Raw genomic sequence first — 25,094 nt, 5'->3', positions numbered from 1 at the left:
TGTCCGGCTTCGGCGGTTCAGGGCCGGACGCGGTGAACCCGGACATCCCGGCGAAGCTGAAGGGGACGATCGAGCTCCCCTTCAGCTTCACCCGTTCCTCAGTCCGGGAGCGAGAAGTCGAGATTCAAGCCGCCGCCGACGGCCGCGGACGCCCCGCCCTTCAGTTTCAGGTGCTTCTTGTTGTCCGCACCCGTCGCCCAGGTGCCTTCGACATCGGCGCCGGCCCCGGTCCACACTTCCGGCTGAGCCTTGACCTTGATCAGGCCCAGGTCGAGTTCGAACTCGGGTGTTTGGATCGTCTGGGCGGCCTTGACGCCTGCCCCGATCTTCGCACCCTGTTTCGGTGTGTACCCGATTTCGGCGTGACCGGAAATTCCGAGCGGCGCCTCCGGAGCGCCGGACACGCCTACCGGGCCCGCGTTTCCGGTCATGTCGGGCCCGGTCGGCCGGGCGCCGATGAAGCCCGAGGCCCCCAGCATGACGCCGTCCTTCATCGAGACCACGCCCTCGACCTTGCCCTCCGCGCCTGCCTTGACGCCGCCGAGGTCTCGCCCGTCCGGACCGACCACGCGCTGACGGATCAGGTAACCGCCGCCTTTGTAGCCGCCGAGACCACCTTTGCCGTCCGGTTCGATCGGCTCGCCCTCCCACCCGGGACCGTCATCGATGACGCGCGGACTCCGCTTGACGACTTCTCGCGCGATGATGCCGCATTCCTTGGTGTGACAACCCGGAATCAGCCGCCGCCAAGGCGAATCGTCACCGGTGCCGTCATCGTCGAAGATGCCCGCAGGCCGCGGTATCGACAATGCGCTGACGGGGCGAACCGACGTGGCGTTCCGTGCCAGGGGCGTGGCCTTTTGCTTGGCCGCGGCGATGTCACCCGGCGGGGTGGCCAGCCTCGTCTCCTTCTGGGCCTGACGAGTCCTGCCGGGATTGAGCCTCGCCGCTTCGCCCTTGGCCTTGGCATAGGACTTCTGCGCCGAATCGGCGATCTTGATCGTCTCACCAGCGACCTTCGCGACCCCGAGACCCGGAACCAGCCCGGCCCGCGCCGCCGCGTCCGCGGAAGCAGACCCGCGAGACACATTCGCGGGAACCGCCTTCTTCGACTTATCGGAACCCGACCCCTTCTTCAGCTGCTCGACCGCAGGCGAACCCTTGAACCTATCGGCACCCGACGCACTCTCCTTCGTGCCAGATGCCGCCATATTGAGCTTCGGCGCTTCGCCCTTGGCCTTGGCGTAGGACTTCTGCGCCGAATCGGCGATCTTGATCGTCTCACCAGCGACCTTCGCGACCCCGAGACCCGGAACCAGCCCGGCCTGCGCCGCCGCGTCCGCGGAAGCAGACCCGCGAGACACATTCGCGGGAACCGCCTTCTTCGACTTATCGGAACCCGACCCCTTCTTCAGCTGCTCAATCGCAGGCGAACCCTTGAACCTGTCGGCATTCGGCGCACTCTCCTTTTTGCCGGAAGCCGCCATATGGTTCACGGCGCTGTTCCCCTTCTTCGAATCAGGGGAATTCGTCGCGGTGGGTCTCGGCGCCGGTGTGGCCTTCGCGGGCTTTCCGGCCGGAGGCTTCGACGACGGAGGCTTTGCCGCCGTGGTCGAAGCAGGTTTCGCTTTGGCGTCACCGTCCAGCATCTTCGCGTGCGCCGGCATCGCCGCGAGCACACCGAAGGCCACCGTGATGAAGCCACCGGACAGCGTGTACTTGATCACGCGTCCCATGTCCGCTCTCGTGTCTTTCATCCGCACAGCCTGCGTCGATGCGGTTCACTCGCGATTCATCAGCCCGACCAGGTGGCGGTGCGCAAACCTCCGGCCGGTGCGGCGACGGGCTCGTCGTCGAGCAGCATCGTCTCGCGCATGAAGTCGCCGGTGAGGCGGACGGCGGCCGGGCCGCCGGGGTTGATCAGCACGTCGACGTCGTCGGCCAGCAGCGAGACCAGGTCTTCGAGGTCGATGCGCAGCCACTCGGGCGCGGTGATGCGCGCGCGGTGCAGTTCGCCGCTCGCGACGACAACGCAAGCGTTTCCATCAGGGGATTTGGTGATCAACGGGCGGCCGTCGCCGTTCATCGCGATGTCGAACAGGGTGTCGCGCAGCATCAGCTGGATGTGGTCCGTCTTGGCGCGTCCCTGCTGCGACAGCCGCAGCACGGCGTCGAGCGGATCCGACGGCGCGTCCTCGCTCGACGGCACGTAGGCCGGGTTCGGCCGGAAGCGGCCGAGCTTGCCGTCGGACTCCACCGGCCACAGGCCGACCACCGACTCGATCGGCGGCGTGGCGTTCTCCGCGGCGGGGCGCCACGCGGGGTCCATCAGCAGGAACCAGTTGTCCGGCGACATGGCGGTCATGATGCTCCGTTCTGGGTGGGAGCGGCAGCGGGCACGAGCCGATCAGGCCGGTTCAACCACGCGGGCTGCGCGAACGGGCCGAGTTTCGGGTCGGGGAACTGGCCTGGCTTGGGCACGATCAACTGCTCCAGCCACGGCGGCAGCGTCACGTGGTGCACGACGCCGTCCCGGCCCAGCCAATCGCGGGTGACCGTCCGGATCTGGTCGGCGTATTCGGGGTGCGACGCCAGGAACGTCACCGCGAGCGTCCACACCTCGTCGGCACGCGGATGCGTCGCGACGGCCTCGGCGATGGCCGCGAGATTCAGGTCGCCGGGGCGCAGCATGAGCTCACGCAGCAGCGCGTTGATGACACGTTGGCCCGCGTCCTCGACGGACACCGCTTCGATCGGACCGCCGAGCAGGTCGGCGCCGAGAGGAGCCGCGTTGAGCGGAGGCGCCGGGACCGGCTGGACCGGTGCGGCCGGGGTTTCCGCGTGCGCGGGTTCGGGCGTCGGCTCGATCCGGGGTGGCGGGTCGAATGCAGGCGGGTCGAACCTCGGCACCTCGAAGTCGACATCGGGCTCGGGCTCGGGCTCGGGCTCGGGCTCGGGCTCGAAGTCATCATCGTCCGAATCGGGCTCGTCCGGTTCGAAGTCGGTGTCCAGGTCGAACTCGGGAACATCGGGCCCGAAGTCCGGCAGCACGAAGCCCAAGCCGTCGAGCAGATCGTCGTTGTCGTCGCTGTCATGACGGACCGACCACAGCGCCCGCGGCCGCCGCAAGCGCGAAGTCTCGGTGCGCTGCCCCTCCACCACGTCGGACCACAACACGGTCCGCCACTGCTTCGGCGAACCGGCGAGCTGCTCCAGCAGCCGCGCCCGCGCCTCCGGGCTGCGCACCGGACCGTCCTCCCACATGGCGCGCAACTGATCGAGCGGCTTCGTCACGGCCGTTTCCCACACCGCGGTCCGGCTCGCCGCCAGGTCGCCCACGATCCGGGCGCCGCGTTCCCAAGCGTCTTTGAGTCCCTCGGGCAAGCTGCTGGTGCGCACCACCTCGGCCTTGCCGGAACTGGCCTCGTTGAACACCTCGCTGCCCAGCGTCACGTGTTCCCCCGCGGTCGCGGGCTGGTGCCAAGCGGCCGTGAGTTCCTCGAAGAACTCGAAGCGGACGGGTGCCTCGGCGCGAAGTTTGTCCGGTTCGAGGAAGTAGACCATCGCGGTTTCCGCCAGGTCCTCGCCGGGGTTCGTGCCGCCGTAGTCGGTGATCGGCCGTTCACCGTCGAATGCGATCTTGCCGTCGGCCGTCCACGCCCCGACCGCGGTGTTGAACGCGGGCTGTTCGTCCTTGAGTTCGCGGGCGATGCGCTCGGCCGCTTTGCCGGAAAGTTCGCCTTCTTTTTTGACGAAGACATCCGGATGCTTCGCCTGCAGCTCCGCGACGGCCGCGGCATGCCGCGGCGAGGTCTCCGCGAAGCTCGCGACGCCGAGCAAGTGAGCCTTGACCGAGCCGACGAAGTCATCCTTCGCGGTTTTGGCGTCGTTGTAAGGAGATTCGGCGCCCTCCGCGAGCTTGGGCTTGCCGTCGGCGGTCCAGCTGCCGACCTTCCCGGTGAACTCGCTGAGCTTGTAGTCGAGCAGGCCATGCGCGAGTTCGTGCGTGACGGTCGCCTGCACTTCTTTGGCGCCACCACCGTAAGCCTTCGAGATAAGCGCCAGCGGGTAGATCGCCATGCTCTTGTGCGACGAGATGTACTCGCCGGTCGCGAACACGTAAGGCTTCGTACCCTTGATCGCCTTGTTAAGCGCGCTAACGCTCACGACCTCTTGCGGGCTCCCCGCACGCGTCGAACGCGTACGTTCCTCACCGAGAATCGGCGCGTAGTGTTCGAACGCCGCCAGGACACCCTGCAGCTCTTCGGGATTCCACTTACGCGTCGCGATGGCGTCGCGCACTCGCTCGGGCGCGGCGGGGTGTGACTCGCGCACCGCGCGAACGCCGGCCTCCGAGTCCACCACCGCGCCGAACCGGGACCCGATCTCCTCCATGATCCCCTGCGCCTCGGCGTACACGGCGGCCTCGTCGGCATCCTTCCCGACCACGACTCGCTCGTCCGGCCGCGCCGGTTCCCCGGCCGTGCGCAGCGCGCCGCCGTCCTCGAAATGCCTGGTCCCGTCCTTGTGCAGGGTGACCTTGGTGTTCGGACCGCGGACGTCGCCCTGATAGCCCTCGCCACGGAGCAGCTCGGTCAACGCCCCGAGCCTGCCGATCGCCGGATCGGCGACATTGCAGCTCAGCCAGATGAGCGCGGCCTTCTGCCGCCAGCCGTCGCCGCCGGGCAGGCTCGTGCTCGACAGCAGTTTGACGGCGTCCGCCGAGTCCAGTTTGATCTCCGCGCCGTCCGACTTGCGCCAGTACGAGAACCCGTCTTTGCCATGGTGCATGGCGACGGTGTACGCGTCGGGCTCGGTGACGAGATCGAGCTTGGCCGCCTCGCCCGGCTTGGGGAAGAACACGCCCGCGACCTCGCCGGCGGCGTTGTGCAGCGGCACGAAGTCCACATCGGACAGATCGTGCGCCGGGCCGAGCAGGTCGGCCAGCGGGGTGATCTCGTGGGTGGGTTCGTCGGCGAGGGTGACGCCGTCCTCGGGGTTCGGGGTGGGGGTTTCGGCGGGCTCGGGGGTGGTCGCGGCTTCGGGTTGGCCGGACTCGGTCTTGTCGCTGGACCCGGTCTTGGTACTGGTCTCGGGCTTGTCGGTGGGCTCGGCTTTAGTGCTGGACTCGGGCTTGTCCGTGGGCTCGACCTTGGCACTGGCCTCGGACTTGGAGCTGGACTCGGGTTTGTCGGCGGGCTCGGCCTTGGTGCTGACCTCGGGCTTATCTGCGGGCTCGGGTTTGACTTGCGCCGCAGGCTTTTCCGCGGCTTCTGCTGTCGGTTCGGCCTCGGTCTTGGGCTGGGCTTCGGCCTTCGCGGCGGCTTCGGCTTTGGCCTTGGCTTCCGCCTCGGCGTGGGCGGCTTGCTCTGCCTTGGCCTGTTCGGCCATCTGACGTGCGCGTTCGGGAGCCGCGGCTTCGACACGCGCCTGTGCCTCACGTGTCAGTGCCTCGCTGCGACGCTCGTTGCGCGCCTCGGCTTCGCGGACCGCTTGCTCGGCCTGCTGACGTTCGCGCTCGGGGCCGTTCGACTCGATCCGTGCCGTCGCCTCACGCGTCAAGGCCTCACTGCGACGTGCTTCGCGCGCTTCGGCTTCGCGGGCGGCTTGCTCGGCCTGTTGCCGCTCTCGCTCAGGGCCATTCGCTTCGACACGCGCCTTCGCCTCGCGGGTCAGATGCTCGCTCCTGCGCGCTTCTGCCTCGGCCTTCGCTTTGGCCTCGGCTGCCGCCTTGGCTTCGGCTCGGGCTTTGGCTTCTGCCTCCGCTTTTGCCCTGGCTTCAGCTTCCGCTCGCGCCTTGGCTTCCGCCTCGGCCCTGGCCTTGGCCTCCGCTTCCGCCTTCGCCTGAGCTTCCGCCTCTGCCTTTGCTTCTGCCTCTGCCCTGGTCTTGGCCTCAGCCTCTGCTCTAGCGTTGGCCTCCGCTTCCGCGTTCGCTTTAGCCTCGGCTTCCGCCCTGGCCTTGGCCTCTGCTTCGACCTTCGCCCGAGCTTCCGCTTCCTCTCGCGCCTTGTCTTCCGCATCCGCCTTAGCCCGAGCTTCCGCCTCGGCCTTCGCTTTAGCCTCAGCTTCCGCTCGCACCTTGGCTTCAGCTTCCGCCCTGGCCTTAGCCTCCGCTTCGGTCGTCGCCTGAGCTTCCGCTTCCTCTCGCGCCTTGGCCTCAGCCTCAGCGCGCGCCTTCTCCTCCGCCTCCGTCTTAGCCTTGGCTTCAGCCTCCGCTCGCGCCTTGGTCTCTGCTTCCGCCTTGGCCCGAGCTTCCGCCTCAGCCTTAGCCTTGGCTTCGGCCTCAGTGCGTGCCTTCTCCTCCGCCTTGGCCCGAGCCTCTGCCTCGGCCTTCGCTTTGGCCTCGGCTTCCGCCCGCGCCTTGGCTTCAGCTTCTGCCTTGGCCTCCGCTTCCGCCTTCGCCCGAGCTTCCGCTCGCGCCTTGGCCTCTGCCTCAGCGCGCGTCTTGTCCGCCTCAGCCTTGGCCCGCGCCTCCGCCGCTTCCCTCGCCGCCCGCTGCTGCCTCGCCTGCTCAGCCTGCTGCCGTTCCCGCTCAGCAGCCACGTCGGCCACCCGCTCCTGCGCCTCACGCGTCAAGGCGTCGCGCTGGCGTTGCGCACGCTCAGCCGCCTCCCGCGCCGCTTCCGGGTGCCGGATCTTGTCCAGCTCCGAGTCATAGGCCGTCTTGGCGCCCCACCACTTGTTCTCCGCCGTCGCCACCTCGGTCGCCGCCGCGTCCAGCGGCGCCGTCGACAGTGGCGGGTGGGTCGTCTGGCGGAGGCCTTCGTGCTTCTTGTACGCCTCCGTCCACTCCTTGCCCGCCTTCTGCAACGCCGTCGCGGCGTCGGTGAAGGTCTCCGGCAACGCGGAGGTGTCGCGGTGGCGGACCACGTAGCCGTCGTGGACCAGGAGGTCGGCGACGCCCGCCTTGGCCGAACCCGCCTTCGGCCTGGCCACGAACCTGAACTCGACGTCGTGCAGGTCCGCTCGGGTGAGCTTGCTGTCGGTCTTGATCTGCGTCGCGGACTGCGGGGACTTGGTCTTGTTCTTCGGGGCGCCGCCCTCGTGCGCGGCGACTTTGTCCTTCGAGGCGACCGGGAGTGCGTACTCGACACTGCCGGACATGGCGCTGAAGTTCTTGCGGCCCTCGGCGATGGTGTTCGCGTGGCTGGGCGCGCCGACGCCGCCGCCCGCCGCGGGGGCGACGATGTTGGCCGAGTGGTCGCTGCCGCCCTTGACCTCGGTGACGTCGGCGTCGGAAGTCTTGATGTTGCCGTCGATTTCGACGCCGGCGCTGGCCCCGACAAGCCTGGGGTTGTCCTTCAGGCGCGCGTGGATCTCGAGGTCGCGGTCGAGGCCGGGCGGCAGCGGGAGCAGGAACTCGCCCTTGGCCATCGCGGGCAGGCCTGCCTTGATCGTCGCCGGGGTGATGCCTGCGGTGAGCGCGGCGATGGTCGCGGAGTCCACTTTGGACCCGGAGCGGGTGATGGCCCGCTCGGCGCCTTCGCGCAGGTCGGCCATGTCGCCGAAGTAGTGTTCCGCGGCGAAGGTGCCGGTGTCCGGCAACGGCGTGTGGCCGCGCGCGCCGCGCCAGTCCGCGGTCGCGGCCGGGCGGGCCGCGGTGCTGAACTGCGGGCGCACCGGGCCCGGCTCGCCGAGCCTGCCGTGTGACGGGTCGGGGAAGCTTTCCTCCGCCAGCTTCTGGACGGTCACCTCGCGCCGCGGCGACTTGTCGACGGCGACGACCTGGGAGGCGATCTCGTGGCCGTTGACGTCGAGGCCCATGCCGCGCTGCACCTTGATCTCCAGCGCGAGCGTGCCCTGGTAGTTCGCCATCGGGCCGGTGGTCGACTCGGTCTGCGAGTACGCGACCTCGCCGGTGTTCGTTTGCTTCGTGTCACGCACCCCGAGATTGGTGCTCTCGCTCAGCCCGGTCGTCAGCGTGCCGTTCGCGGCGCCGTGCTTGGCGGTCGGTGTCGTGCCGGGCGGCACCACGGACGGGTCGGGGTGCTGACTGAACAACGCGCCGGGGCGCAGGCTCGTACCGAGTCCGAGCAGCGTGCGGCCGGACGATTTGTGTTTCGTGTTCTCGATTTTCGCGACTTCTTCGGTCGACAGCTTGCCGACGTGCTCGATCCCGGTGAACGTCGGCGGGTCGACGAACCGTGCGCCGACGCTGACGTAATACGTCTTGCCGCTGACCCGGTCTTCCAGCCGCAACGGGGTGATCTGCCCGCCGTTGAGCGCGTTGGGGGCCGACCGGTGCACATCGGACAGGAACCGGGTCAGCTCGCGGTGATTGTCGTGCGCGGTGTCCAAAGAGGACTTCGGGAGCAGTCGCTCGGCGGTCGACTCACCCAGCGAGGCGGCGAGTTTCCTGCGCAGGTGCGGAATCCGGTCCGTGAGATCGATCGTGGTGGTGATCGCGCCGAGACCGACCGAGGTTCCCTTGGCCGTCACCAACGAGTCCGGCGGCGCCAGCGCCCGGCCTGGCGCGGGCGCGACGGCGGCGGGCGCGTCGCCCCGCACCGGCACGTCGTCGACGGTGGCGGCGTGCAGCTGCGCGGAAACCCGCTCCATCTCGGCGATCTGGGCGTCGGTCGCCCACATCAGCACCGAATCGCCGAGTTCGAACGCCTCGCCGCTGCGCGCGACCTTCTTGTCCGGCAGCAGGTCGAACCGGTCGAAGTTGCCCTTCGCCTTGGTCTCGGCGACCACCTCGGCCGCCAGCCCGACCTTGACCAGCGTCTTCTTGACCGGCACGCCGTCTTCGACGGTGATCCGCTCGACGCTGGTCAGCTCGCTGCCCTTGCCTTTGCCCCAGCGCGACGCCCACGGTGTGAACTCGCCGACGAGCACGCCTATCGCGTTGGTCTTCGAGTTCTTGGTGGTCGCGGCCTCGTCACTGGCCACAAAGGACACTCCGCGGAACGTCACGGCCAGCGTATTGGAAACACCTTTGGATTTTCCGACCTTCGACGCGGTGCCCACGGTTTTCGCGTTTTGCTGGAACTCCTGCACCGACACCTTTTGCGGGTTGATCGGGGACAGCGCGACGGCCGCCTTGCCGTTGACGTCGGCCAGCCGCCTGCTGTAGTGCAGTCCGTCGACCACGATCGGCCTGGTGAACAGCCGCTGGTCGTTCTTCAGCGCCTCCGGTGACAGCCGGTCGGAGATGAGCTTGGAGTTCGCCCCGTCGGTGAACCGGAAGATCGGGTCCTTCGACGCGCCGACCAGCTGATCCTTGACCGAGCCCTGCAGGTGTTCGGTGCCGACCACGGCGAGGATCTCGGCGCCGTCCAGCACGCGCGAAGCCGGGCCGCGCAGTCCGCTGATCGGGGTGTGGTCGTGCGGCCGGGTGTTGGCGCGCACGACGTCGACGGTGTCCGGCCTGGTGGTGCTGACCAGGTTCTCCGGCACGAGCACCCGCACCGGCATGCTCTGCGGCGCGAAGGCCTCACCACGCGGCCGGTGCACCAGTTCCGGCGCCGAACGGCCGGGCAGCCCGAAGCTGAACCGGCGCGCCGCGGTGTTGACGCGCACGTACGAGGTGATTTCCGGCGTCACATTGAGCGTCCCGGCGAACGGGCGCAGGCTTTGCGAGTCGAGCGAACCGTCTTCCTTGAGCCCGTCGCCGTGTTTGCGGACGTCCGAAGTCATGCCCTCGGAGTTGAGGTTGTGCGACTTCGACCAGATCCGGCTCGCCTTGGTCTCCGCGATGAACGTGCCCGTGGCCTTCCCGGTGACCCCGCGGACCCGGCCCTGGATGCCGCCGGTGACCGTGGTGTCGCGGCTGTCGGTGAACTTGCTGCCGGTCTTTTCCTTGACCTTGCCCGAGGTTTCGGCGGTGATCGGGTTGGACTCCCCGGTCACGCTGAAGTCGGCGCGCAGCGTCACCGTGGTGTGGTAGTCGCGGAACGTGCCCTTCTTGACCAGCGGGATCTGCAGGCCGTCCGGGGTGAGCATGGTGTCGAGCAGCGCGCCGAGGTGCGCGTCGGACATGCCCTTGCGTGCCTGCAGATCGCGGCTGAGTATCGCGTTGACGCTGTGGCCGATGCCCTTGGCGAAGGCGGGATCGTCGAACTGGCGGATGAACTTGTCCGAGCTCAGGTGATACAGCTTGCGGCCGGGCACCTTCTGGAGCGCGTCGACGACCGTGCGGTACACCTGGTCACCGCCGCTGAGGTCGTCCAGGTAGCTGCCACCGAGCGAATGCCCTGACTCGATGTGCTCCGGCGCGAAGTGCGTGCGCTCGTCGCCCGTGCGCACGACCGGACCATCGCCCTCGACCAGCCCGGCGCCGACGGCCCGTTCGTGCGTGGTCACCTGCGTCGCGTCGACGGTGCCGGTCAACGTCCGCGCGGCATGCCCCGGCGTGCGGACCTGCAGGTCGTAGACCGTCTTGTAGCGCACCATGTCGCCCTTGGTGGCGACGGAGTCCTTGGCGACCGACTTGTGGTCGAAGGCCGCGGATTTGGTGCGGGAGTGGGAAAAGCCGAAGACCGGGCCGAGCGACAGGAACGCCACCTTGGCGTCCGCGCCGACGCCGACCATGCCGCTGAACCCGCCGACCCGCTTCGCTCCGGTGGTGCTGGTGCCGCTGTTCTTCAGCGAGCCGATGTCGGTGTTCTTGGCGTCCGAGACGGTCTCGATGACCTCGACCTGCCTGGCGACGGCCCGCATTTCGACCATGCCCGCCTTCGACGAGAACGAGGTCTTCGTCGGGCCGGGGGTGAGCCCGCTGGAGCGCACCCAGCCCTTGTCGGGGTGCGCGTCACCGTCGAACACCGCCATCTCGGGCAGCTTCGCCTTGATGTTGCTGTCGTGCAGGAAGTCCTTCAGCACCTCGCGCCCGACCGAGCCGATGGCGGTGAGCTTGTCCTCGCCGATGAACCTGGCGACCTGGTCGAAGAAGCCGGCGCCGCGGCTCGACACGGCCTCCTCGACCACGAATTTCGCGGGCGGCGCCTGTGTGAGGTCGTGCGGCGGCGCGGCCGGGTCCTTGAGCTTGGTCGGGACGTTGAGGTCGACCGTGCCGGTCACCGAGTGGTCGATCCGCGGGCCGTCGGGGTTCGCCGGGTCCTGGATCCGGCCGACCGGCTGGTTCTTGGCGTCGGCGAGCGCGGTGGTCACCTTCACCGGCGCGGTGACCTCGGTCGACGCCTTGGTGACCTCGCCCTTGCTGCTCGAACCGCCGTTGATGGTGTGCGACGCGTCCTGCGTCAAGCTCGCCGCGGGCGAGCCCTGCAGGTTCAGCGACGCGATCAACGGCGGGACCGCCGCGAACGCCCCGCCGACGGTGGCGTCCTTGTCCCGCGAACTCTCCACTTTGACGGTCGAGTCGACATCCGTCTTCGCGCTGAACTTCGCGGCACCCGGATCGCCGTCGTGCGCCTTGGCCGTCGCGTTGGGCCAGTCGAATTCGGCGCGCACGACCAGTTCCATCGGCTTGCCGTTGACGACGAGCTGGAACGGCCGTCCCTCGCCCATGAACGACAGGATGTTGCGGTCGACCTGCTGCTGGATGACGTCGAGCATCGGGTGATCACGCAACGCCGGGTAGGCCGCGACCAGACCGGGCCGGACATCGGCGCCGACGGTCGGCCGGACCTGCTCCGCCGCGCCCGGCCCGCGGTTGTCGCGCACGTAGTCCGGCATGGTCTCGTGCAGCCGGACCGGGCCCTGCGGCGCACGTTCCTCTCGGGGCGGGAGGTTGTCGAGTTCGATGTTGTCGCGGCTGGAGCCACCGGGATCGCGTGGCGGGTTGTTCGGGTCGGGCTTGGGCGCGTCGGCCGGGGTGTGCAGTGAGGATTTGGGGCCGTCACTGGTGATCCGCGGCTCGGTCTGCGGAAGCGTGCGCGGACGCGGAGGCGCGGTGAGCGTCTGGTCGATGACGGGACCGGCGGTGCGCGAGATCTCGTCGATCTGGGTGATGTTGCGTGTGGTGAGCGAGGCGTCCTTCCAGGCGTTCGGGCCCATGATCCCCGGCTGGTCGGTCCGGTTGAACAGCATCGCCTTGTTCTTGGCGCCCTCACCGAGCCCGACGAAGTGGAACAGTTCGTGCAGCGCGCCGTTGACGGAACCGCGCACGTCCCACTGCAGCTGATTGGTTTTCAGATTCTCGTGCGGCAGATTCGAGTCGAAGATCTTGACCGGCACACCGCGCCCGGAGTCGGCATCCCAGCCGGGCAAGGCTTCACCGGGCGTCTTCGCGTCGAGGGTCACGTGCAGCTGGTCACCGTTGGCGAACCGGTACCGCTCGTTGAAGTGCTCGTCGAGCGCACGCTGGATCTCGGCGGCACGCTCACGCCGCGCCCGCGGCCCGACCGACTCCGACACGAGATCGATCGGAACGGTGAACTCCCGGATCCACTTCCCCGGCGCGGCTTCGAAGCGGCGCAAGTCGAAGCGGATCTGAGTGATCTTGCCGGAAATCTCGCCACCGCCGGTCCGGCCCGTGCTGTCGGGATCGAAACGCTCGGCGCTGAAGCGGGTCGGATGGGCGGCATCACGGCGTTCTTGCCACGACGATTGCGGGAGGAAGGTGTCCGGGGCGTGCTCGGCCGGTGCGTTGACGCGGTGCTCGGGTGTGCCGGCGGCGAGGTGCGCGGCTGCGACGGCGGCCTGGGCGTCGGGGAGGGTGACGGGCTCCTCGTGCTTGGTGAGCTTGGCCGGTTTGTCCATAGTGGACGGAATGGGCTTCGTGGGCTCGGCTGCCACGAACGGCTCTGGTTTGGGGGGCGGTGGGGTGATCGCGGGCTTGGCCGGGGCGGGTTGTGCCGCCGGTTGGCTCGACGTGGTGTTGGTCGAGGTGGGTTGTGGCGTTGGGGTTGACGGCTTCGGCTGGGCGGCTGGGCTGTTCGCGGGGTTGGTGGAGTTCGCGTTCGAATTGGATGCGGGCTGGTTGGCCGGGTTCGAAGAGTTGCCCGGGTTGGAACTGCTGGTCTGGCTCGAAGTGCTGGCCGGGCTCGAGGAGCTACCCGAGTTTGAGCTGCTGGCAGGGCTCGATGAGCTGGCCGGGTTTGAAGTGCCAGCTGGGCTTGAGGAGCTACCCGAGTTTGAAGTGCTAGCCGGGCTTGAAGAGCTAGCCGCGCTCGACGAGCTGGCAGAGTTCGAAGAGCTGGCCGAGTTCGAGGTGCTCGCCGGGCTCGGCGTGGGGGCCGGGCTTGAACTCGAGGGCGAGTTTGACGGGCTGGTCGAGTTTGAAGCGTTGGCGGGACTTGAGGTGTTGGCTGGGCTCGATGCCGGAGCCGGGCTGGTGTTTCCGGAGACTATGGGTGCGGGCGGCGCGACCGAAGGCTTCGCCGCAGCAGGCTGAACGGGCGCGGGCTGGGCCGGGCTCGACGTGGAAGTCGAGCCTGAAGTCGGAGCCGGGCTCGATACGGGAGCCGGGCTGGCATTTCCCGAGGTGACAGGAGCAGGCGGCGCGACCGAAGGCTTCGCCGGAGCAGGCTGAACGGGCGCGGGTGAGCTCTGGCTGGCCGGATTGTTGCTGGCCGGGCCGCTGTTCGCCGAGCTGTTGCTCGCCGGGCCACTGTTCGAAGGGTTACTGCTCGACGGGCCACTGCTCGCGGGACCGTTGCTTGCCGGGCCACCGTTGCTCGCCGGACTGTTGCTCGCGGGGCCACTGCTTGCGGGGCCGTTGCTGACCGGGCCACTGCTCGCCGGGCTCGAAGAGGGCGCCGGACCGGCGTTCCCGGTGGCAACGGCGGGCGGAGCCGAAGGCTTCGCCGCAGCCGGGGATTGACCGGCCGAGCCGGTCGGCTGGTTCGATGTGGTCGCCGGAGCGGTGTTGTTCGTGGCTCCGGAGGTCGACGGGTTGCTCGACGAACTCGAGCCGGACGAGGACGGGTTCGACGAAGTCGTCGCCGGATTGCTCGCGGGACCGGACGAGGACGAAGCCGGGCCCGACGAGGGCGTGGCGCTCGTGTTCGGCGCACCGGCCGACGGCGAAGACTGCGTGGGCACCGCTGGCCCGTTCGAACTCGACGGCACGGAAGCCGGGCCGCCCGGCTGTGTCGAACCACCCGCGCCCGGAGTGGACTGCGCCGGTCCCCCGCCGGCGACCGACGAACCCGAGCCGCCTGCGACCGGAGCACCCGAACCACCGGCGACCGGTGCGGGCTGCCCCAGACCACCGGCGACGGGCACGGTGGAATCGCCGGTGACCTGCGAACCCGGCCCGGCGGACTGACCGGGGTTCTGCGAAACGGGAACATCCGACCCAGAACCATTAGTCCCCTGCGAGCCCGACTGCACCGAGCCATTGGTCCCCTGCGCACCAGGCTGCACAGAACCATTCGCTCCCTGCGAACCCGAATTCGTACCCTGCCCAGCAGACTGCCCCGAGCCGTTCGACCCCTCGGCGGACGAGTGCCCCGAGCCACCAGAACCCTGCCCCGAGCCGTTCGAACCCTCCGCAGGGGATTGTCCCGAGTTGCCCGCCCCCTGCCCAGAACCATTCGAACCTTGGGCAGAAGACTGCCCCGAGCCACTGGAACCTTGCCCAGATCCGCTGGAGCCCTCCGCAGAAGACTGACCCGAACCGCTAGACCCCTGCCCAGAGCTGCCCGAACCCTGTCCGGAACCGCTCGAACTCCCGGAGCCCGTCGAGTCGCCCTCCTGCGACGAACCATCGGTGCCCTGCGATCCCGCCCCCGAAGACTTCCCCGAACCGTTCGACGGCGAGTCCGTCCCGTTGAACTGCCCAGAACCCCGCGAACCCGACCCGCTGCTCCCCTCGGACTCCGAACCCGAATCCGTCGAGCCGGGCCCCTTCGACACGGTCTCAGGACCATCCGGCGTGAACACCGAACCGACCGGCTTCCCGTCGTCCACGATCTCGTGTCCCGACGGACCGCCGCCGTCGGCCGTGGACTTGTCGCCGGGCAGGTCCAGGGCGGCCAGTTTGTCCTTGACCGACGGGCCGCCGCCACCCTTGACGCCTTCGCCGCCGCCCTTGGCGCCGCCGCCCTTCTTGCCACCGCCGCCGTCGTAGGGGCCCATGGCGCTGAGGATGCCGTCCCACATGTTGCCTTCGGTGTTGCCGGTGGCCGCGTTCACCGCCGGGTTGGTGAAGGCCACCATCGCCACCTGGCCACCCGCGTAACCACCGTGCCCGATCGCGCGCAGGTAGCCGGGGACCTCCTTGCCGCTGCCTTTCGGCGGGAGTCCCTTGCGGAAACCCTTGCCGGCGCCGCGGAAAACGCCGAAGCCGGCGCCGCCGATCGCGCCGCCGATCGCGGAGTTGCCGACCGATTTCCAGTCGATCTCGTCGCGGCCGCCCGCCGCTTTCTGACCAGCCTGGATGCCGAGGTCGAGGCCGACCATGAAACCGGCGCCGCCCGCGGCGTACTTGCCGATGGTGAAGGCGAACTTGCCGAGCGCCATCGCGGCCTGCTTGAAGGTGATCTGGGCGACTTTCGCCAGCAGTTCCTTCAGGATCGCGGCCAGGCCGACGCGTGCGGCCGCGAGCACGCTCGGCACGAAGATGGCGCCGAACAAGGACGCCAGCAATGAGATGACCGTGGCCAACGCCATCGCGGCCATCGCGATGAGCATGATCTTGGCCTTCTGGATGTCCGCCGCGGTCGCCTTGGTCTCCTTGGCGAACTCCTTGGACTGGCCGATCAGTTCGTCGATCGATTTGTAGATGTCGCCGCCGATGAAGTCGACGATGCTCTCGGCCGTGTTGCCGTTCATCGCGCGGTCGATGTCGCCTGCGGCCTTCTTGACGTCGGTCGCGGTGACGCCCAGCTCGGTGGCGAACTCCGACCAGGCGCGGCTCATGTCCTTGAGGCCGCCCTCGCTGCCCTCCGGCCATTCCATGCCGAGGGTGACCTTGAAGAACTTTTGGAGACTGTCAGGCAGCTGAGTGGTCTCGTCAGCTCCACTCATGCCTGCCTCCTCAGCTCACTTACTTAACGGATTTGTCGATTTTTTCGGCGTTTTCGTGATCGACGCTTTCGAAGATCTCCACCGACTTGTCGACCTCGTCGCAGATTCCGACGATTCCGTCGACCGTGTCCTTGATGCCGGTCCTGGCGTCAGTGGACGGTTGGCGGTAGCTCTTTTCGAATCCCTTGCCGATGTCGTCGTCGCCCCAGCAGCCGTCGTGCCGGTCCAGGGTTTCCGTCAACCGCGTGAAAGCACCGGAAAGGCGTTTACCGGACGCTTTGAGGTCGCGGGTCGCCTGGCCGACGCCCTCGGGGTCGAGAAAGAATTCCTCAGCCATCGCGCTGCTCCTTCTTCCGGTCGTCGAAGCCTTCGATTCCTTCGAGCATCGGGGCGAGCAGCGCGTCGACCATTTCCTGCGGATCGGCCTGGCCCGTCGCGAGTCCGGCGAGATCGAGACCGGGTATCGCGCCCAGTCCCATCAGATCGGTCATCTTCGCCATGCTCTGCGCGCGGCCACGCTGCAACGTCTCGATCAGGACGCTGGCGAATTGCGCCGGGGCGAGGCTTCGATATTTCTCGCCGTTGAAGACCAGGTCGACGAGTTCGCCCCGGCCGTCGAACGTCATCGCGAACGACTGGTCCTTGGCGCGGACCGTGGTGCGTTCCTCGTTCCACAGCTTGCCGAGCTCGCCGAGTTTGCGCCGCTCGTCAGCCATGGTGGCCAGTGCGTCGGCGGCCATGCGGTCGAGGTCGAAGACCCCGGAATCCGGTTCTGGCATCAGATCCTCCTCGACGGCGAGCCGGTCAGGTCGGCGGGCAGCAGGTCGGTCAGTGGCGCTTCGGGCTCGGGTTTCCTTGCCGGGCGGCCGATCGCGGCCGGCGCGCCGGTCGCGGGGTCCCAGACGTCGGGGTCCTCGGTGAGCATGGCGTCGACGTCGCGTTCGGTGTCCTGATCGTTGCCGCGCAGGCCGCCCATCATCATCGGGGCCATCGGCATGCCACCGGTCGCGGCGGCGTGCGACGTCGTCGCCGCGACCGGGGCGGCACCTCCCGAGGTCATCGAACTGGCGCCGGTCGGCAGTGCCGCCAGCTCGGCGGGCAGTGGCCGGACCGGCGCCTGAGGGGACAGTGGCGCGACCTCGACCGAGGGCAGCCGGACGCCGCCCGTCGACGCCGAGCCGGTCGCCACGGCGTGCTTGGGCGCCGAGGAGAGCTCCGGCGACGACGGTCCATTCGCGACAGCCGCGATCGGTTTGTCGACAACCGGGATATCCACTGTGGACACCGTGGTCGGCTTGACGCCCTGCGTAGGAGCGACCGCTTCGACGATCGCCTGTTCCTTGACGGTCGTCGTCGTGGTGGTCTGCTTCTTCTCCTGCTGTTTGCGGCCGACGACCGCACCCGGCAGCAAGACCGGAGCGCCCACTGTGGACGGAGCCGCGACACCGCGCTGAGTCGGCTGGCCCAGCACCGGAGGGACAGTGTCCACAGTGGGCTGGAAGACCTTTTGCACTCCCGAAGGCTGACCGGAAGCAGTCACCATCTGCCCGGACGTGGACGCCTGCTGCTGCACGCGCGAACCGCCGAGAGCCGACTTCGCCATCCCGCCGACGAGCATTCCGGTGCCGAGCAAGCCGCCACCGCCCGCGCCGCCACCACCGCCACCCGAGGCGTACTTCGTGGTCTCGGTATTGCCGGTGTCGGGCGCGCCGTCGCCGACCACGTTCGGGCCGGTGTTCTGGGTGCCTGGCGCGTCCGGTGCGTCGACCGGCGGGGCCATCCCGGAGCCGATCTGCTGGTACGACTGGGAAAGGTCGCTCACGATCTGGAGTGCGCGCTGCTTCTGGTCCTGGCCGACGACCTCGGGCGCCGTCGCCTCGGGCGCGGGTGGCGCGCTGTCCTGCTCGGCCTTGGCCAGCTGCAGGTCACGCATGCGCTGCTGGTGCATGGCGAGCTGGTCGCCCGCCTGCCGCAGCAGCGTGCCGTAGCCGGGGCTCTGGATCGTCTGCAGCAGCGAAGTGATGCGGACGGTCAGCTCGTAGACGACGTTGCCGAAGCTCTCCGCGACCTGCCCGTCCCAGAATTCCTGCATCGCGCGTTCTTCGCGGCGGACCTGGTCGAGCACGTCCTGCAGCCGGGCTCCCGCCTGGTCGAAGGCGGCCGCACGCTGGTAGAACGCCTCGGGGCCGACCTCGTTGACCAGCTGGGCGAGCTGCTCGAAGCTCAGCCCGGACAGCGACTCGATCCCTTCCGGCGGCGGGGGTTCCGCGGAGACGTACCCCATCGGTCAGCTCCTTCCCAGCACCGGGGACGGCGGCGAGTCGGTGCCCTCGTCCTCGTCCCACATGCCCTGTTCGGCCTGCAGCCAGATCTGCGGTTCGCGTTCCTTCTCGCCCTGGCCCATGCCGCCCATCCCGCCCATGCCACCCATCGGCATGCCGGGTGACATGCCCTGACCGGCGGTGGACGCGGCCAGGCCGCCGACCGTGCTGATCTGGGCCGCCGTGAGCGGCGTGCCCGGCACGGAAAGCCCGCGTGAGCGTGCGACGTCGGTGTCGAACCGGGTGGCCTGTTCGGCGACGCCGCCGCCGACACCCACTCCCCCGCCGCCACCGCCGCCGTGCCCGGAGCCGCCTCCGCCGCCACCGCCCAATTTGGACAGTGCCTCGTTGGCGCGGGCCTTGGCGTCGGCGAGTCCGCCGTCGCTCGACGCCGTCTTGCCTTCGCCGAGGAAGCTCTCCAGCGCCGACTTCTGGCGGCTGGACGCGTCGATCCCGTCGATGGCCTTGTTGGCGGCTTCCTTCGCGTCGGCCAATGCCTGGCGTTGCTCGGCGCTGTCGCCAGGCTTGCCGAGCGCGTCGATGGCCTTGTCAGCAGCGGCTTTCGCCTCTTCCATGGCCTTCTTGTGATCGGGGCTCGATGGGTCGCTGGAGGTGAGCTTGTCGATGGCGTCGTTCGCGGCCGCCTTCGCCGCGTCGAGCGCGTGCTTCTGATCAGGACTGTCGCCCGGCTTGCCGAGCTTGTCGATCGCCTTGTCGGCGGCGGCCTTCGCGTCCTCGACGGCCTTGTAGTGCTCGGGGTTGGCCGCCTTGTCGATGGCGTCGTGTGCCGCTTCCTTCGCGGCCTCCAGCGCCGCCTTCTGCTCGGGGCTGTCACCGGGTTTGCCGAGCGCGTCGATGGCCTTGTCGGCTGCCGCTTTCGCCTCGTCCATAGCCTTCTTGTGATCAGGCGAGTGCGGATCGGACCTCGCCGCGTCGTCGATCGCCTTGTTCGCGGCCTCCTTGGCGGCCTCGAGCGCGTGCTTCTGCTCGGGGCTGTCACCGGGCTTGCCGAGCGCGTCGATCGCCTTGTCCGCCGCGGCCTTGGCCTCTTCGATCGCCTTGGCCTTCTCGGGGTTGGCGAGCTTGTCGATGGCGTCGTTGGCCGCGTTCTTGGCGTCTTCGAGCGCCTGCTGCCGCTCCGGGCTGTCACCGGGCTTGCCGAGCGCGTCGATCGCCTTGCCCGCTGCCGCCTTGGCGTCGTCGAGCGCCTTCTTCGAGTCGCCGCCGCCCGCACCGCCCGTGCCCTTGCCGAGATCGTCGATCGCCTTGTTGGCGGCGGCTTTCGCGTCGTCGAGCGCCTTCTTGCGCTCGGCCCCGTCGGTGTCCTTCGACAGTCCGTCGATGGCCTTGCCCGCGGCGTTCTTCGCGTCGTCGAGCGCCTTCTTCTCCGCCGAGCCGGGCCCGTCGGACGAGGTCGCCGGGCCGCCGCCCGCGCCCTTGCCGAGGCCGTCGATGGCGTCGTTGGCGGCCTTCTTGGCGTCTTCGAGTGCCTTCTGGCGCGCGGCACTGCCCTTGTCGCCGCCACCGGAGCCAGCGCCCGAACCCGCACCGGTGCCGCCGGGCATGCCGCCACCGGCACCGCCACCGGTGTCACCGGCACCACCGCCGGAGAGGCCGTCGATCGCCTTGTCCGCGGCGGCCTTCGCGTCGTCGAGCGCCTTCTGCCGCGCGGCGTCGCCCTTGTCGCCGCCCGCGCCGGAACCAGCGCCCGAACCCGAGCCCGGTCCGTCGGAGGAGGTCGCCGGGCCACCACCGGCGCCAGAGCCGGAACCGGACCCCGAGCCCTTGCCCAGGCCGTCGATGGCGCTGTCCGCGGCCTTTTTGGCCTCTTCGAGCGCTTTCTTGCGCTCGGGGTCGTCGGTCTTGTTCGCGAGATCGTCGATGGCCTTGTTCGCCGCGTTCTTCGCGTCGTTGTAGGCCTCTTTCTCCTTCTCGCTCGGACCGTTCCCCGAACCGGAGCCCGAACCGGACCCGCTGCCGGAGTCGTCGCCGGTCGACTCGTCATCCGACGAGTCGTCCTTCTTGTCGTCTTGCTTATCGTCTTTCTTGTCATCCTTCTTGTCGTCGGGCTTGCCGCCGCTGCTGCCGTTGAACCGCGGGTCCTCCGACTTCGACAGGCCGTTGACGATGCGCAGCGGCATCAGGTCCTGGCCACGCTCGTTGTACTGGTTGCCCAGTCCCTTGAACTGCTCCTGCAGCTCCTTGATCAGCTTGATCTCGGACTGCGCGCGGGCGTTGGTGGCGTCGGCGATCGTCTGGTTCTGCAACCGGGTGATCTCGCCGGCGTCGGTGGCCGCCGCGACCGCGGCCTTCCCGGCGTCCTCGATCTTCTTGATCGCCTCTTCCCTGACCCGGTGGGATTCCTCGACCGTCTCCCACCACCGGGTCGCGAACGCCTGGATGGCGTGCCCGATGTTCCCGATGGTGAGGCCGTACTTCTTGGTGTCCAGCGTCTGGTAGAGGTCTTCGCTCTCCTTCAGCAGGTCGGTGGCGTACTTGTTGAACGCGTCACCGGCCTCGCCTTCCAGCGCGTCCTTCATCGCCTTGATCTGCTCGGCGAACTTGGTGTTGACCTCACCGAGCCGTTTCGTGGCCGCGTTGAACTCGGTCTCGAAGTCGTACCAGGCCTCGGCCGTCTTGTTGCTCGACGCGCTGCCGCCATGCGTCAGCTCGGCCGTGACCTCGTCGAGCGAGGTCCAGTTCGAGTACTGGCCGACTTCGAGTCCTGGCGCGGACTGGTTGTAGTCGCCGACCAGGTGCGTGGTCTTATCGGCCATGGCTAAGTGATCCTCACCGGGGAAGGGACGCTGGGCGGCTGGAGCTACTTCTTCTTGCCCGGGTACAGCGCGTCGTCGTAGCCGTCGCCGTCGGTGGCGTTGTCCTTGTCGTCCTTCTGGTCCGTGAAGTTGCCCTGCTCGGACTCGGTGCCCTCGTCGAGCTTCACGATGTCGTCACGGATGTGCTTCTTCAGCTCACCGATGCTGTCACTGACCTTCTTGGCGTTCTCGCCGTCGAGGTTGGTGAAGTCCTTGGCGATCTTGGTGAGCGTGGTCTCCATCTCCTCGAGCGCGAGCTTGAGGTGCTCGGCGTGCGCGACGACACCGTTGCGGCGGTCGTCGACGATCCGCTCCAGCCACTGCGCGAGCGGGAACTTCCCCGCGTTGGGCCAGTTCGCCTTCAGCTCGGTGAAGGCCTTCATATCGTCCATGATGGACCCGAGCTTGCCCGCCGCGTCCGTGATGGCCTTGGCGTCGAATTTCGTGGACATGACACTCCTTCACTGCTGACTGGGGAGATGGAGCGGGTGCCGGGCCGGACGGCGCACGGCCCGCCACCCGCGGAACGAGGGCGTCAGCGCCCGACGGCGCCCGCGCCGCGCGCGTCCTGGTCCCGCATGTCGTCGGCGCCCTGGCCCAGCGCGTTCTTCAGGTTGACCAGGTTTTCGCGGTTCTGCGTGAGGTCGTTGCTCAGGTCCGTCGACAGCGCTTCGTAGGCGTCGGCGGTGGAACCGTGCCACTCGCCCATGATCCGCTTGACGTCGGCGACCAGGTCGTCGGTCTGGCTCTGGATCTCCGACGCCTTGTTGGCCATCATGCTCAGGCAGGTGTCGATGACGTTGTAGTCGTAAGTGATCGTTCCGTCGGCCATGATGAAAGTCCTTTCGGGATAAGCGAAATGGTGGGCTCAGGCGCCCAGGAAGTTCCCGGTCTCCATCGGCAGGCTCAGGATCTTCTGCATGCTGGTCTGGTCGGTGCCGTCCTGGTTGGACGCTTCACGGCGGATGTTGTCGGCCATGGTGTTGAGGTGCGCCAGCACCGACTTGCGGACCGACTCGACCCAGTTGTCGCAGGTCGTGCTCAGCGCACGGGTCGCGGCGCTCGGGCTGGCGGCCAGCGTCGCCTCGATCTCGCTCTTCAGCTGGTTGAGCTGGGTGTTGACGCTGTCGCTGGTGGCCTCGTGCCGAGCGGCCTGCTGATTGATGGTCTCGACATTGAGTTGCGTTGAATGTCCCACTGGATTCCTCCTGTGTCGACGGAAAGCCTGATGGCGAAACATTAACCGGGTGATCGGCTGGAAAAGTCCTCGAATAACCGTGCTCAGCCGGAGGGAGGGAGATCCCTCATGGCCTCGCGGGCTGACTCCGTAAAGCACCTTCGACACTGAGCAAAGGCCCGCTCGGCAGCAACGCGAGCAATTCCGCGGGCACCTTGACCACAGAGGACTCGGCATATCCGAGCGTGCTCAGCACGTCGGGGCCCGCGAGCGGATACTTCCGGCCTACTTCGGTGATGAGAAAAGAGGTTCCCGGCGCCGCGCCTGGCGCCGGGAGGTCTCTGGCGAGCACTCCCCCACCCATCGGGATCGCCACCCGATCGGCCATCGTGCCCGGTGCGTGCTCGGCCACCGGTACGGATTCGGCGTTGACCAGCACGCGCGGGAGCAGCTGTGCCGAAACAGCGGGCTCGCCGGTCGCGGAAGGTCCGAACTTCATGCAGGGCAACGCTTCCGCGCCGGGGTCGACCACCTCGGGCGGCTCCGGCGGCAACCCGGCGACCAGGTCGGGGCCGGTGGAGACCGGCGCGCCCGTGATGCCCGCCGGGCCGACCTGGATCGGGGCGACGGTGGCGTTCGGGTACGCGTCGCGGGTGGACGGCGCGGCCAGCACCAGCGCCGCGCTCGTGCGGGTCAGCGGGGTGACGCCGTCCTTGCGGACCAGGTAGAGCTGATCCGAGGCCAGCGCCGGGTTACGCACCTGCAGCACCTGGCCGACGATGCTCGGCCTGCCGTCGACGAGCGGGCCCGCGTCGCCGACGCCGGTGGTGCGCGGCACCGCGATGTCCGTTCCGCGCGGGATGGTGTTGAGCCAGGCCAGCGTCACCGGCACCGCGACCTGGTCGCTGTAGCCGAGCGTCTCGAGCACCGCGCGTTCCGGCAGCAGCTGCCGTTTGCCTTGCCAGATCAGGTACTTCGCGTTGTCCGGTGTGGACACCAGCAGAGCCTGCTTGGCGCTGAGCGCGGGGCCGGGATGTTGCGTGAGCAAGAGCGTCACGCCGGGGCCTGGCGCGCCGGGGCCGGTTCCGGCGGGCTCCGCGCAGACCGTCCACGGTCCGGTCGCGAGCCGCGCGGACGTCGGCAGCGAATCCGGCGCGCCGAGAATTCCGATCGGCTGGCCGACCGGGGTACCGGCCAACGACTTCTGCGAAACCGAAATGACCTCGCCATTGCCCGCTTTGCCGGTGGCGAGCCTGGCCGACGAATAATTGAGCACCGGGCGCAGCTGGCCGTCGAGATAGACATAACGCGCGCCGACGGTCTTGTCCATCACGATCGCGCCGGCGTGCCGCCACGAATTGTCGCCGCCCGGCACGAAAAGACCGTAAATGCCGAAGATCGCGACGAGGATGCCCGCCACGAGAATACCCAGCGCGGTGCCGGTGTTCAGGCGCCGGTTGGGCGCCTGCAGCACATCCGGCCTGCCGTGGGTCACCGCGGCCGCGAGCCGCCCGACCACGAAGAAGTACGCTTGGACCTGGTCCTTGCGCGACTGCATCAGCCCGCCAATCCCCGCATCGTCGCGTAGACGTGCAGTACCTGCAGCAGGATCGGGATCACCGCGATGGCGGTCACCGACTCCAAGATCTCCACCGCGCGACCCCAGTACGGCCGCAATCGCTTGCCTGGCAAGCGTTCCGCGCTCAACAGCAACAGCACACCGGCGGCGAACACCGGCACGAACACCGCCAGCAGGCGGCCGAGCTGGCCCTGCTCGGCCCCGATGTGCACCAGGTTGGCGAGCACCGCGACCGAAGCGGGCACCAGGATCGACCACCGCTGCACCAGCCCGCCGGGGTGCCGCGATCGCAAGTAGAGCAGGAAGGCGATCACCAGCGAAAGGACCATCGACCAGCCATGGCCCTCGACCACGAGTAATGGCAGCAAAAGCGACTGAGCACTGCCCAAACCGACATGCAGCGCGGCCGAATAGCCCACCGTCGCGGCGCCGCGTTCGGTCACCATCTTGTGCGGGATCGGCTCGATGTCCTCATTGAGCTCGTCGGCTCCGGTCGGCAGCATCGGCAGCGTCAGCCCGGACAGCCGGAAGGCGGTCGACGGCACGAAAACACCCATGATCAGGGAGATCGTCAACCCGATCGCGGCCGCCTGCGAGGTCGTGGCCGGGGTCAGTGAGCCGATCAGCCCGGTCACCGCGAGCACCAGCGAGAACATCACCGCGCCCGCGAACAGCAACGCGGAGTCGGCCACCGCGAGCAGGCCGACGGCCAGCGCGATCAGCAGGCCCGCCGCCGCGCCGGTCAGCCGGATCATCGGCGTCGCCACCGGATCCAGCAGCTCGACCAGCAGCAACGCGGCCACCGTCGCGTACGCCACGCCGACCCCGGCGAGTATCGTCGCGACCTGCGGCAGTGCCGCGCCGCGCGCGACCAGCGCCGCGCCCGCGAGCAGGAACACCGCCAGCACACCGGACACCAGCGCCTGCACGCCGACGGAACCCGTGCCGGGGATGAGGAAAAGGCCCAGCAGCAGCGCGACACCCGCGCCGAGGCGGAACATCCAGCGCGTGCGCGCGGGCGTCCACGCGCCGGGGTGCTCGCGCACCTGCTCGCCGACGCCCTCGACCAGGTCGTCGTAGTCGATCGCGGCGAGCTGGTCGGCTCTCGGTCGCAAGTGGACGGTCTCGCCGTCGAGCAGGTTCAGCTCGGCCAGCGTGCGGTCCTCGTCGAGTGGCGGTTCACCCAGCCGCTGCACCACCCAGCCCTCGTGATCGGCGCCCTGTTCGACCCATTCGGCGCCGAACTGGGGCAGGATCGCGGGCAGCAGATCGGCCAGCGGGACCTCGGCGGGCAGTGCCACATCGGTGGCCTGTTTACCGAGAAC

Annotated in this window: 17 protein-coding genes; 5 read left to right on the top strand and 12 right to left on the bottom strand. The window is 68.7% G+C overall.

Going from position 1 to position 25,094, the window contains the following annotated elements; genetic code table 11:
- Nucleotides 1–98 precede the first annotated feature (98 nt).
- The 3 genes from AB5J62_RS10910 to AB5J62_RS10900 all read right to left on the bottom strand — a co-directional run bounded on the left by AB5J62_RS10910 (nt 99) and on the right by AB5J62_RS10900 (nt 12,663).
- Nucleotides 99–1,691: a hypothetical protein gene (locus AB5J62_RS10910; RefSeq protein WP_370948074.1), complete on the bottom strand. Its 1,593-nt coding sequence runs from the start codon at nt 1,689–1,691 to the stop codon at nt 99–101.
- A gap of 104 nt (nt 1,692–1,795) precedes the next feature.
- Complete coding sequence (locus tag AB5J62_RS10905; protein ID WP_370948073.1) at nt 1,796–2,365, bottom strand: type VII secretion system-associated protein; 570 nt, start codon at nt 2,363–2,365, stop codon at nt 1,796–1,798.
- Nucleotides 2,362–12,663, bottom strand: coding sequence for a hypothetical protein (locus AB5J62_RS10900; protein WP_370948072.1), 10,302 nt, complete (start codon nt 12,661–12,663; stop codon nt 2,362–2,364). The genes AB5J62_RS10905 and AB5J62_RS10900 overlap by 4 nt, the downstream gene beginning before the upstream one ends.
- A gap of 10 nt (nt 12,664–12,673) precedes the next feature.
- On the opposite strand from AB5J62_RS10900, the gene AB5J62_RS10895 reads away from it, so the two are divergent.
- The 5 genes from AB5J62_RS10895 to AB5J62_RS10875 all read left to right on the top strand — a co-directional run bounded on the left by AB5J62_RS10895 (nt 12,674) and on the right by AB5J62_RS10875 (nt 15,631).
- Entirely contained in the window at nt 12,674–13,297 is a 624-nt protein-coding gene (locus AB5J62_RS10895; protein WP_370948071.1) for a hypothetical protein, read from the top strand.
- 168 nt (nt 13,298–13,465) lie between these two features.
- Nucleotides 13,466–13,726, top strand: a complete 261-nt coding sequence (locus AB5J62_RS10890; protein WP_370948070.1) for a hypothetical protein — start codon at nt 13,466–13,468, stop codon at nt 13,724–13,726.
- Nucleotides 13,727–13,777: 51 nt separating this feature from the next.
- Nucleotides 13,778–14,173 (top strand): hypothetical protein, encoded by a 396-nt coding sequence (locus tag AB5J62_RS10885; protein WP_370948069.1) that lies wholly within the window; start codon nt 13,778–13,780, stop codon nt 14,171–14,173.
- Nucleotides 14,174–14,823: 650 nt separating this feature from the next.
- On the top strand, nt 14,824–15,498 hold the full coding sequence (locus AB5J62_RS10880) for a hypothetical protein (RefSeq protein ID WP_370948068.1): 675 nt from the start codon (nt 14,824–14,826) through the stop codon (nt 15,496–15,498).
- A gap of 7 nt (nt 15,499–15,505) precedes the next feature.
- Nucleotides 15,506–15,631 carry a hypothetical protein gene (locus tag AB5J62_RS10875; protein ID WP_370948067.1) on the top strand — a complete coding sequence of 42 codons (126 nt, stop codon included), beginning with the start codon at nt 15,506–15,508 and terminating at the stop codon, nt 15,629–15,631.
- A gap of 264 nt (nt 15,632–15,895) precedes the next feature.
- Here AB5J62_RS10875 and AB5J62_RS10870 read toward each other — a convergent pair whose 3' ends face one another.
- The 9 genes from AB5J62_RS10870 to eccD form a co-directional block, all read right to left on the bottom strand.
- Entirely contained in the window at nt 15,896–16,213 is a 318-nt protein-coding gene (locus AB5J62_RS10870) for a WXG100 family type VII secretion target (protein ID WP_370948066.1), read from the bottom strand.
- Nucleotides 16,206–16,655 (bottom strand): YbaB/EbfC family DNA-binding protein, encoded by a 450-nt coding sequence (locus AB5J62_RS10865; protein ID WP_370948065.1) that lies wholly within the window; start codon nt 16,653–16,655, stop codon nt 16,206–16,208. Before AB5J62_RS10865 ends, AB5J62_RS10870 begins: the two co-directional genes overlap by 8 nt.
- Complete coding sequence (locus tag AB5J62_RS10860) at nt 16,655–18,160, bottom strand: WXG100 family type VII secretion target (RefSeq protein ID WP_370948064.1); 1,506 nt, start codon at nt 18,158–18,160, stop codon at nt 16,655–16,657. The genes AB5J62_RS10865 and AB5J62_RS10860 overlap by 1 nt, the downstream gene beginning before the upstream one ends.
- Nucleotides 18,161–18,163: 3 nt before the next feature.
- Nucleotides 18,164–20,974, bottom strand: coding sequence for a hypothetical protein (locus tag AB5J62_RS10855; protein ID WP_370948063.1), 2,811 nt, complete (start codon nt 20,972–20,974; stop codon nt 18,164–18,166).
- 44 nt (nt 20,975–21,018) lie between these two features.
- The gene (locus tag AB5J62_RS10850; protein ID WP_370948062.1) at nt 21,019–21,465 is read right to left on the bottom strand and encodes a hypothetical protein; all 447 of its coding nucleotides are present in this window, start codon (nt 21,463–21,465) and stop codon (nt 21,019–21,021) included.
- Between the two features lie 83 nt (nt 21,466–21,548).
- The gene (locus tag AB5J62_RS10845) at nt 21,549–21,845 is read right to left on the bottom strand and encodes a WXG100 family type VII secretion target (RefSeq protein WP_091291273.1); all 297 of its coding nucleotides are present in this window, start codon (nt 21,843–21,845) and stop codon (nt 21,549–21,551) included.
- A gap of 36 nt (nt 21,846–21,881) precedes the next feature.
- The gene (locus AB5J62_RS10840) at nt 21,882–22,211 is read right to left on the bottom strand and encodes a hypothetical protein (protein ID WP_091291274.1); all 330 of its coding nucleotides are present in this window, start codon (nt 22,209–22,211) and stop codon (nt 21,882–21,884) included.
- A gap of 106 nt (nt 22,212–22,317) precedes the next feature.
- Entirely contained in the window at nt 22,318–23,748 is a 1,431-nt protein-coding gene (gene eccB, locus AB5J62_RS10835) for a type VII secretion protein EccB (RefSeq protein ID WP_370948061.1), read from the bottom strand.
- Complete coding sequence (gene eccD, locus AB5J62_RS10830; protein ID WP_370948060.1) at nt 23,748–25,070, bottom strand: type VII secretion integral membrane protein EccD; 1,323 nt, start codon at nt 25,068–25,070, stop codon at nt 23,748–23,750. Before eccD ends, eccB begins: the two co-directional genes overlap by 1 nt.
- Between the last annotated feature and the right edge of the window lie 24 nt (nt 25,071–25,094).

The sequence above is a fragment of the Amycolatopsis sp. cg5 genome (genome assembly GCF_041346955.1).
In the GTDB taxonomy this organism is placed as follows: domain Bacteria; phylum Actinomycetota; class Actinomycetes; order Mycobacteriales; family Pseudonocardiaceae; genus Amycolatopsis.
Note: the sequence above shows the minus strand (reverse complement) of the source record. Positions and strands in the feature narration are given on the sequence as shown.

Coding starts and splice junctions, on each gene's coding strand:
- AB5J62_RS10905 (WP_370948073.1), bottom strand. CDS start 2,365: ATGACCGCCATGTCGCCGGACAACTGGTTCCTGCTGATGGACCCCGCG.
- AB5J62_RS10900 (WP_370948072.1), bottom strand. CDS start 12,663: ATGGACAAACCGGCCAAGCTCACCAAGCACGAGGAGCCCGTCACCCTC.
- AB5J62_RS10895 (WP_370948071.1), top strand. CDS start 12,674: ATGGGCTTCGTGGGCTCGGCTGCCACGAACGGCTCTGGTTTGGGGGGC.
- AB5J62_RS10870 (WP_370948066.1), bottom strand. CDS start 16,213: ATGGCTGAGGAATTCTTTCTCGACCCCGAGGGCGTCGGCCAGGCGACC.
- AB5J62_RS10865 (WP_370948065.1), bottom strand. CDS start 16,655: ATGCCAGAACCGGATTCCGGGGTCTTCGACCTCGACCGCATGGCCGCC.
- AB5J62_RS10860 (WP_370948064.1), bottom strand. CDS start 18,160: ATGGGGTACGTCTCCGCGGAACCCCCGCCGCCGGAAGGGATCGAGTCG.
- AB5J62_RS10855 (WP_370948063.1), bottom strand. CDS start 20,974: ATGGCCGATAAGACCACGCACCTGGTCGGCGACTACAACCAGTCCGCG.
- AB5J62_RS10850 (WP_370948062.1), bottom strand. CDS start 21,465: ATGTCCACGAAATTCGACGCCAAGGCCATCACGGACGCGGCGGGCAAG.
- AB5J62_RS10845 (WP_091291273.1), bottom strand. CDS start 21,845: ATGGCCGACGGAACGATCACTTACGACTACAACGTCATCGACACCTGC.
- eccB (WP_370948061.1), bottom strand. CDS start 23,748: ATGCAGTCGCGCAAGGACCAGGTCCAAGCGTACTTCTTCGTGGTCGGG.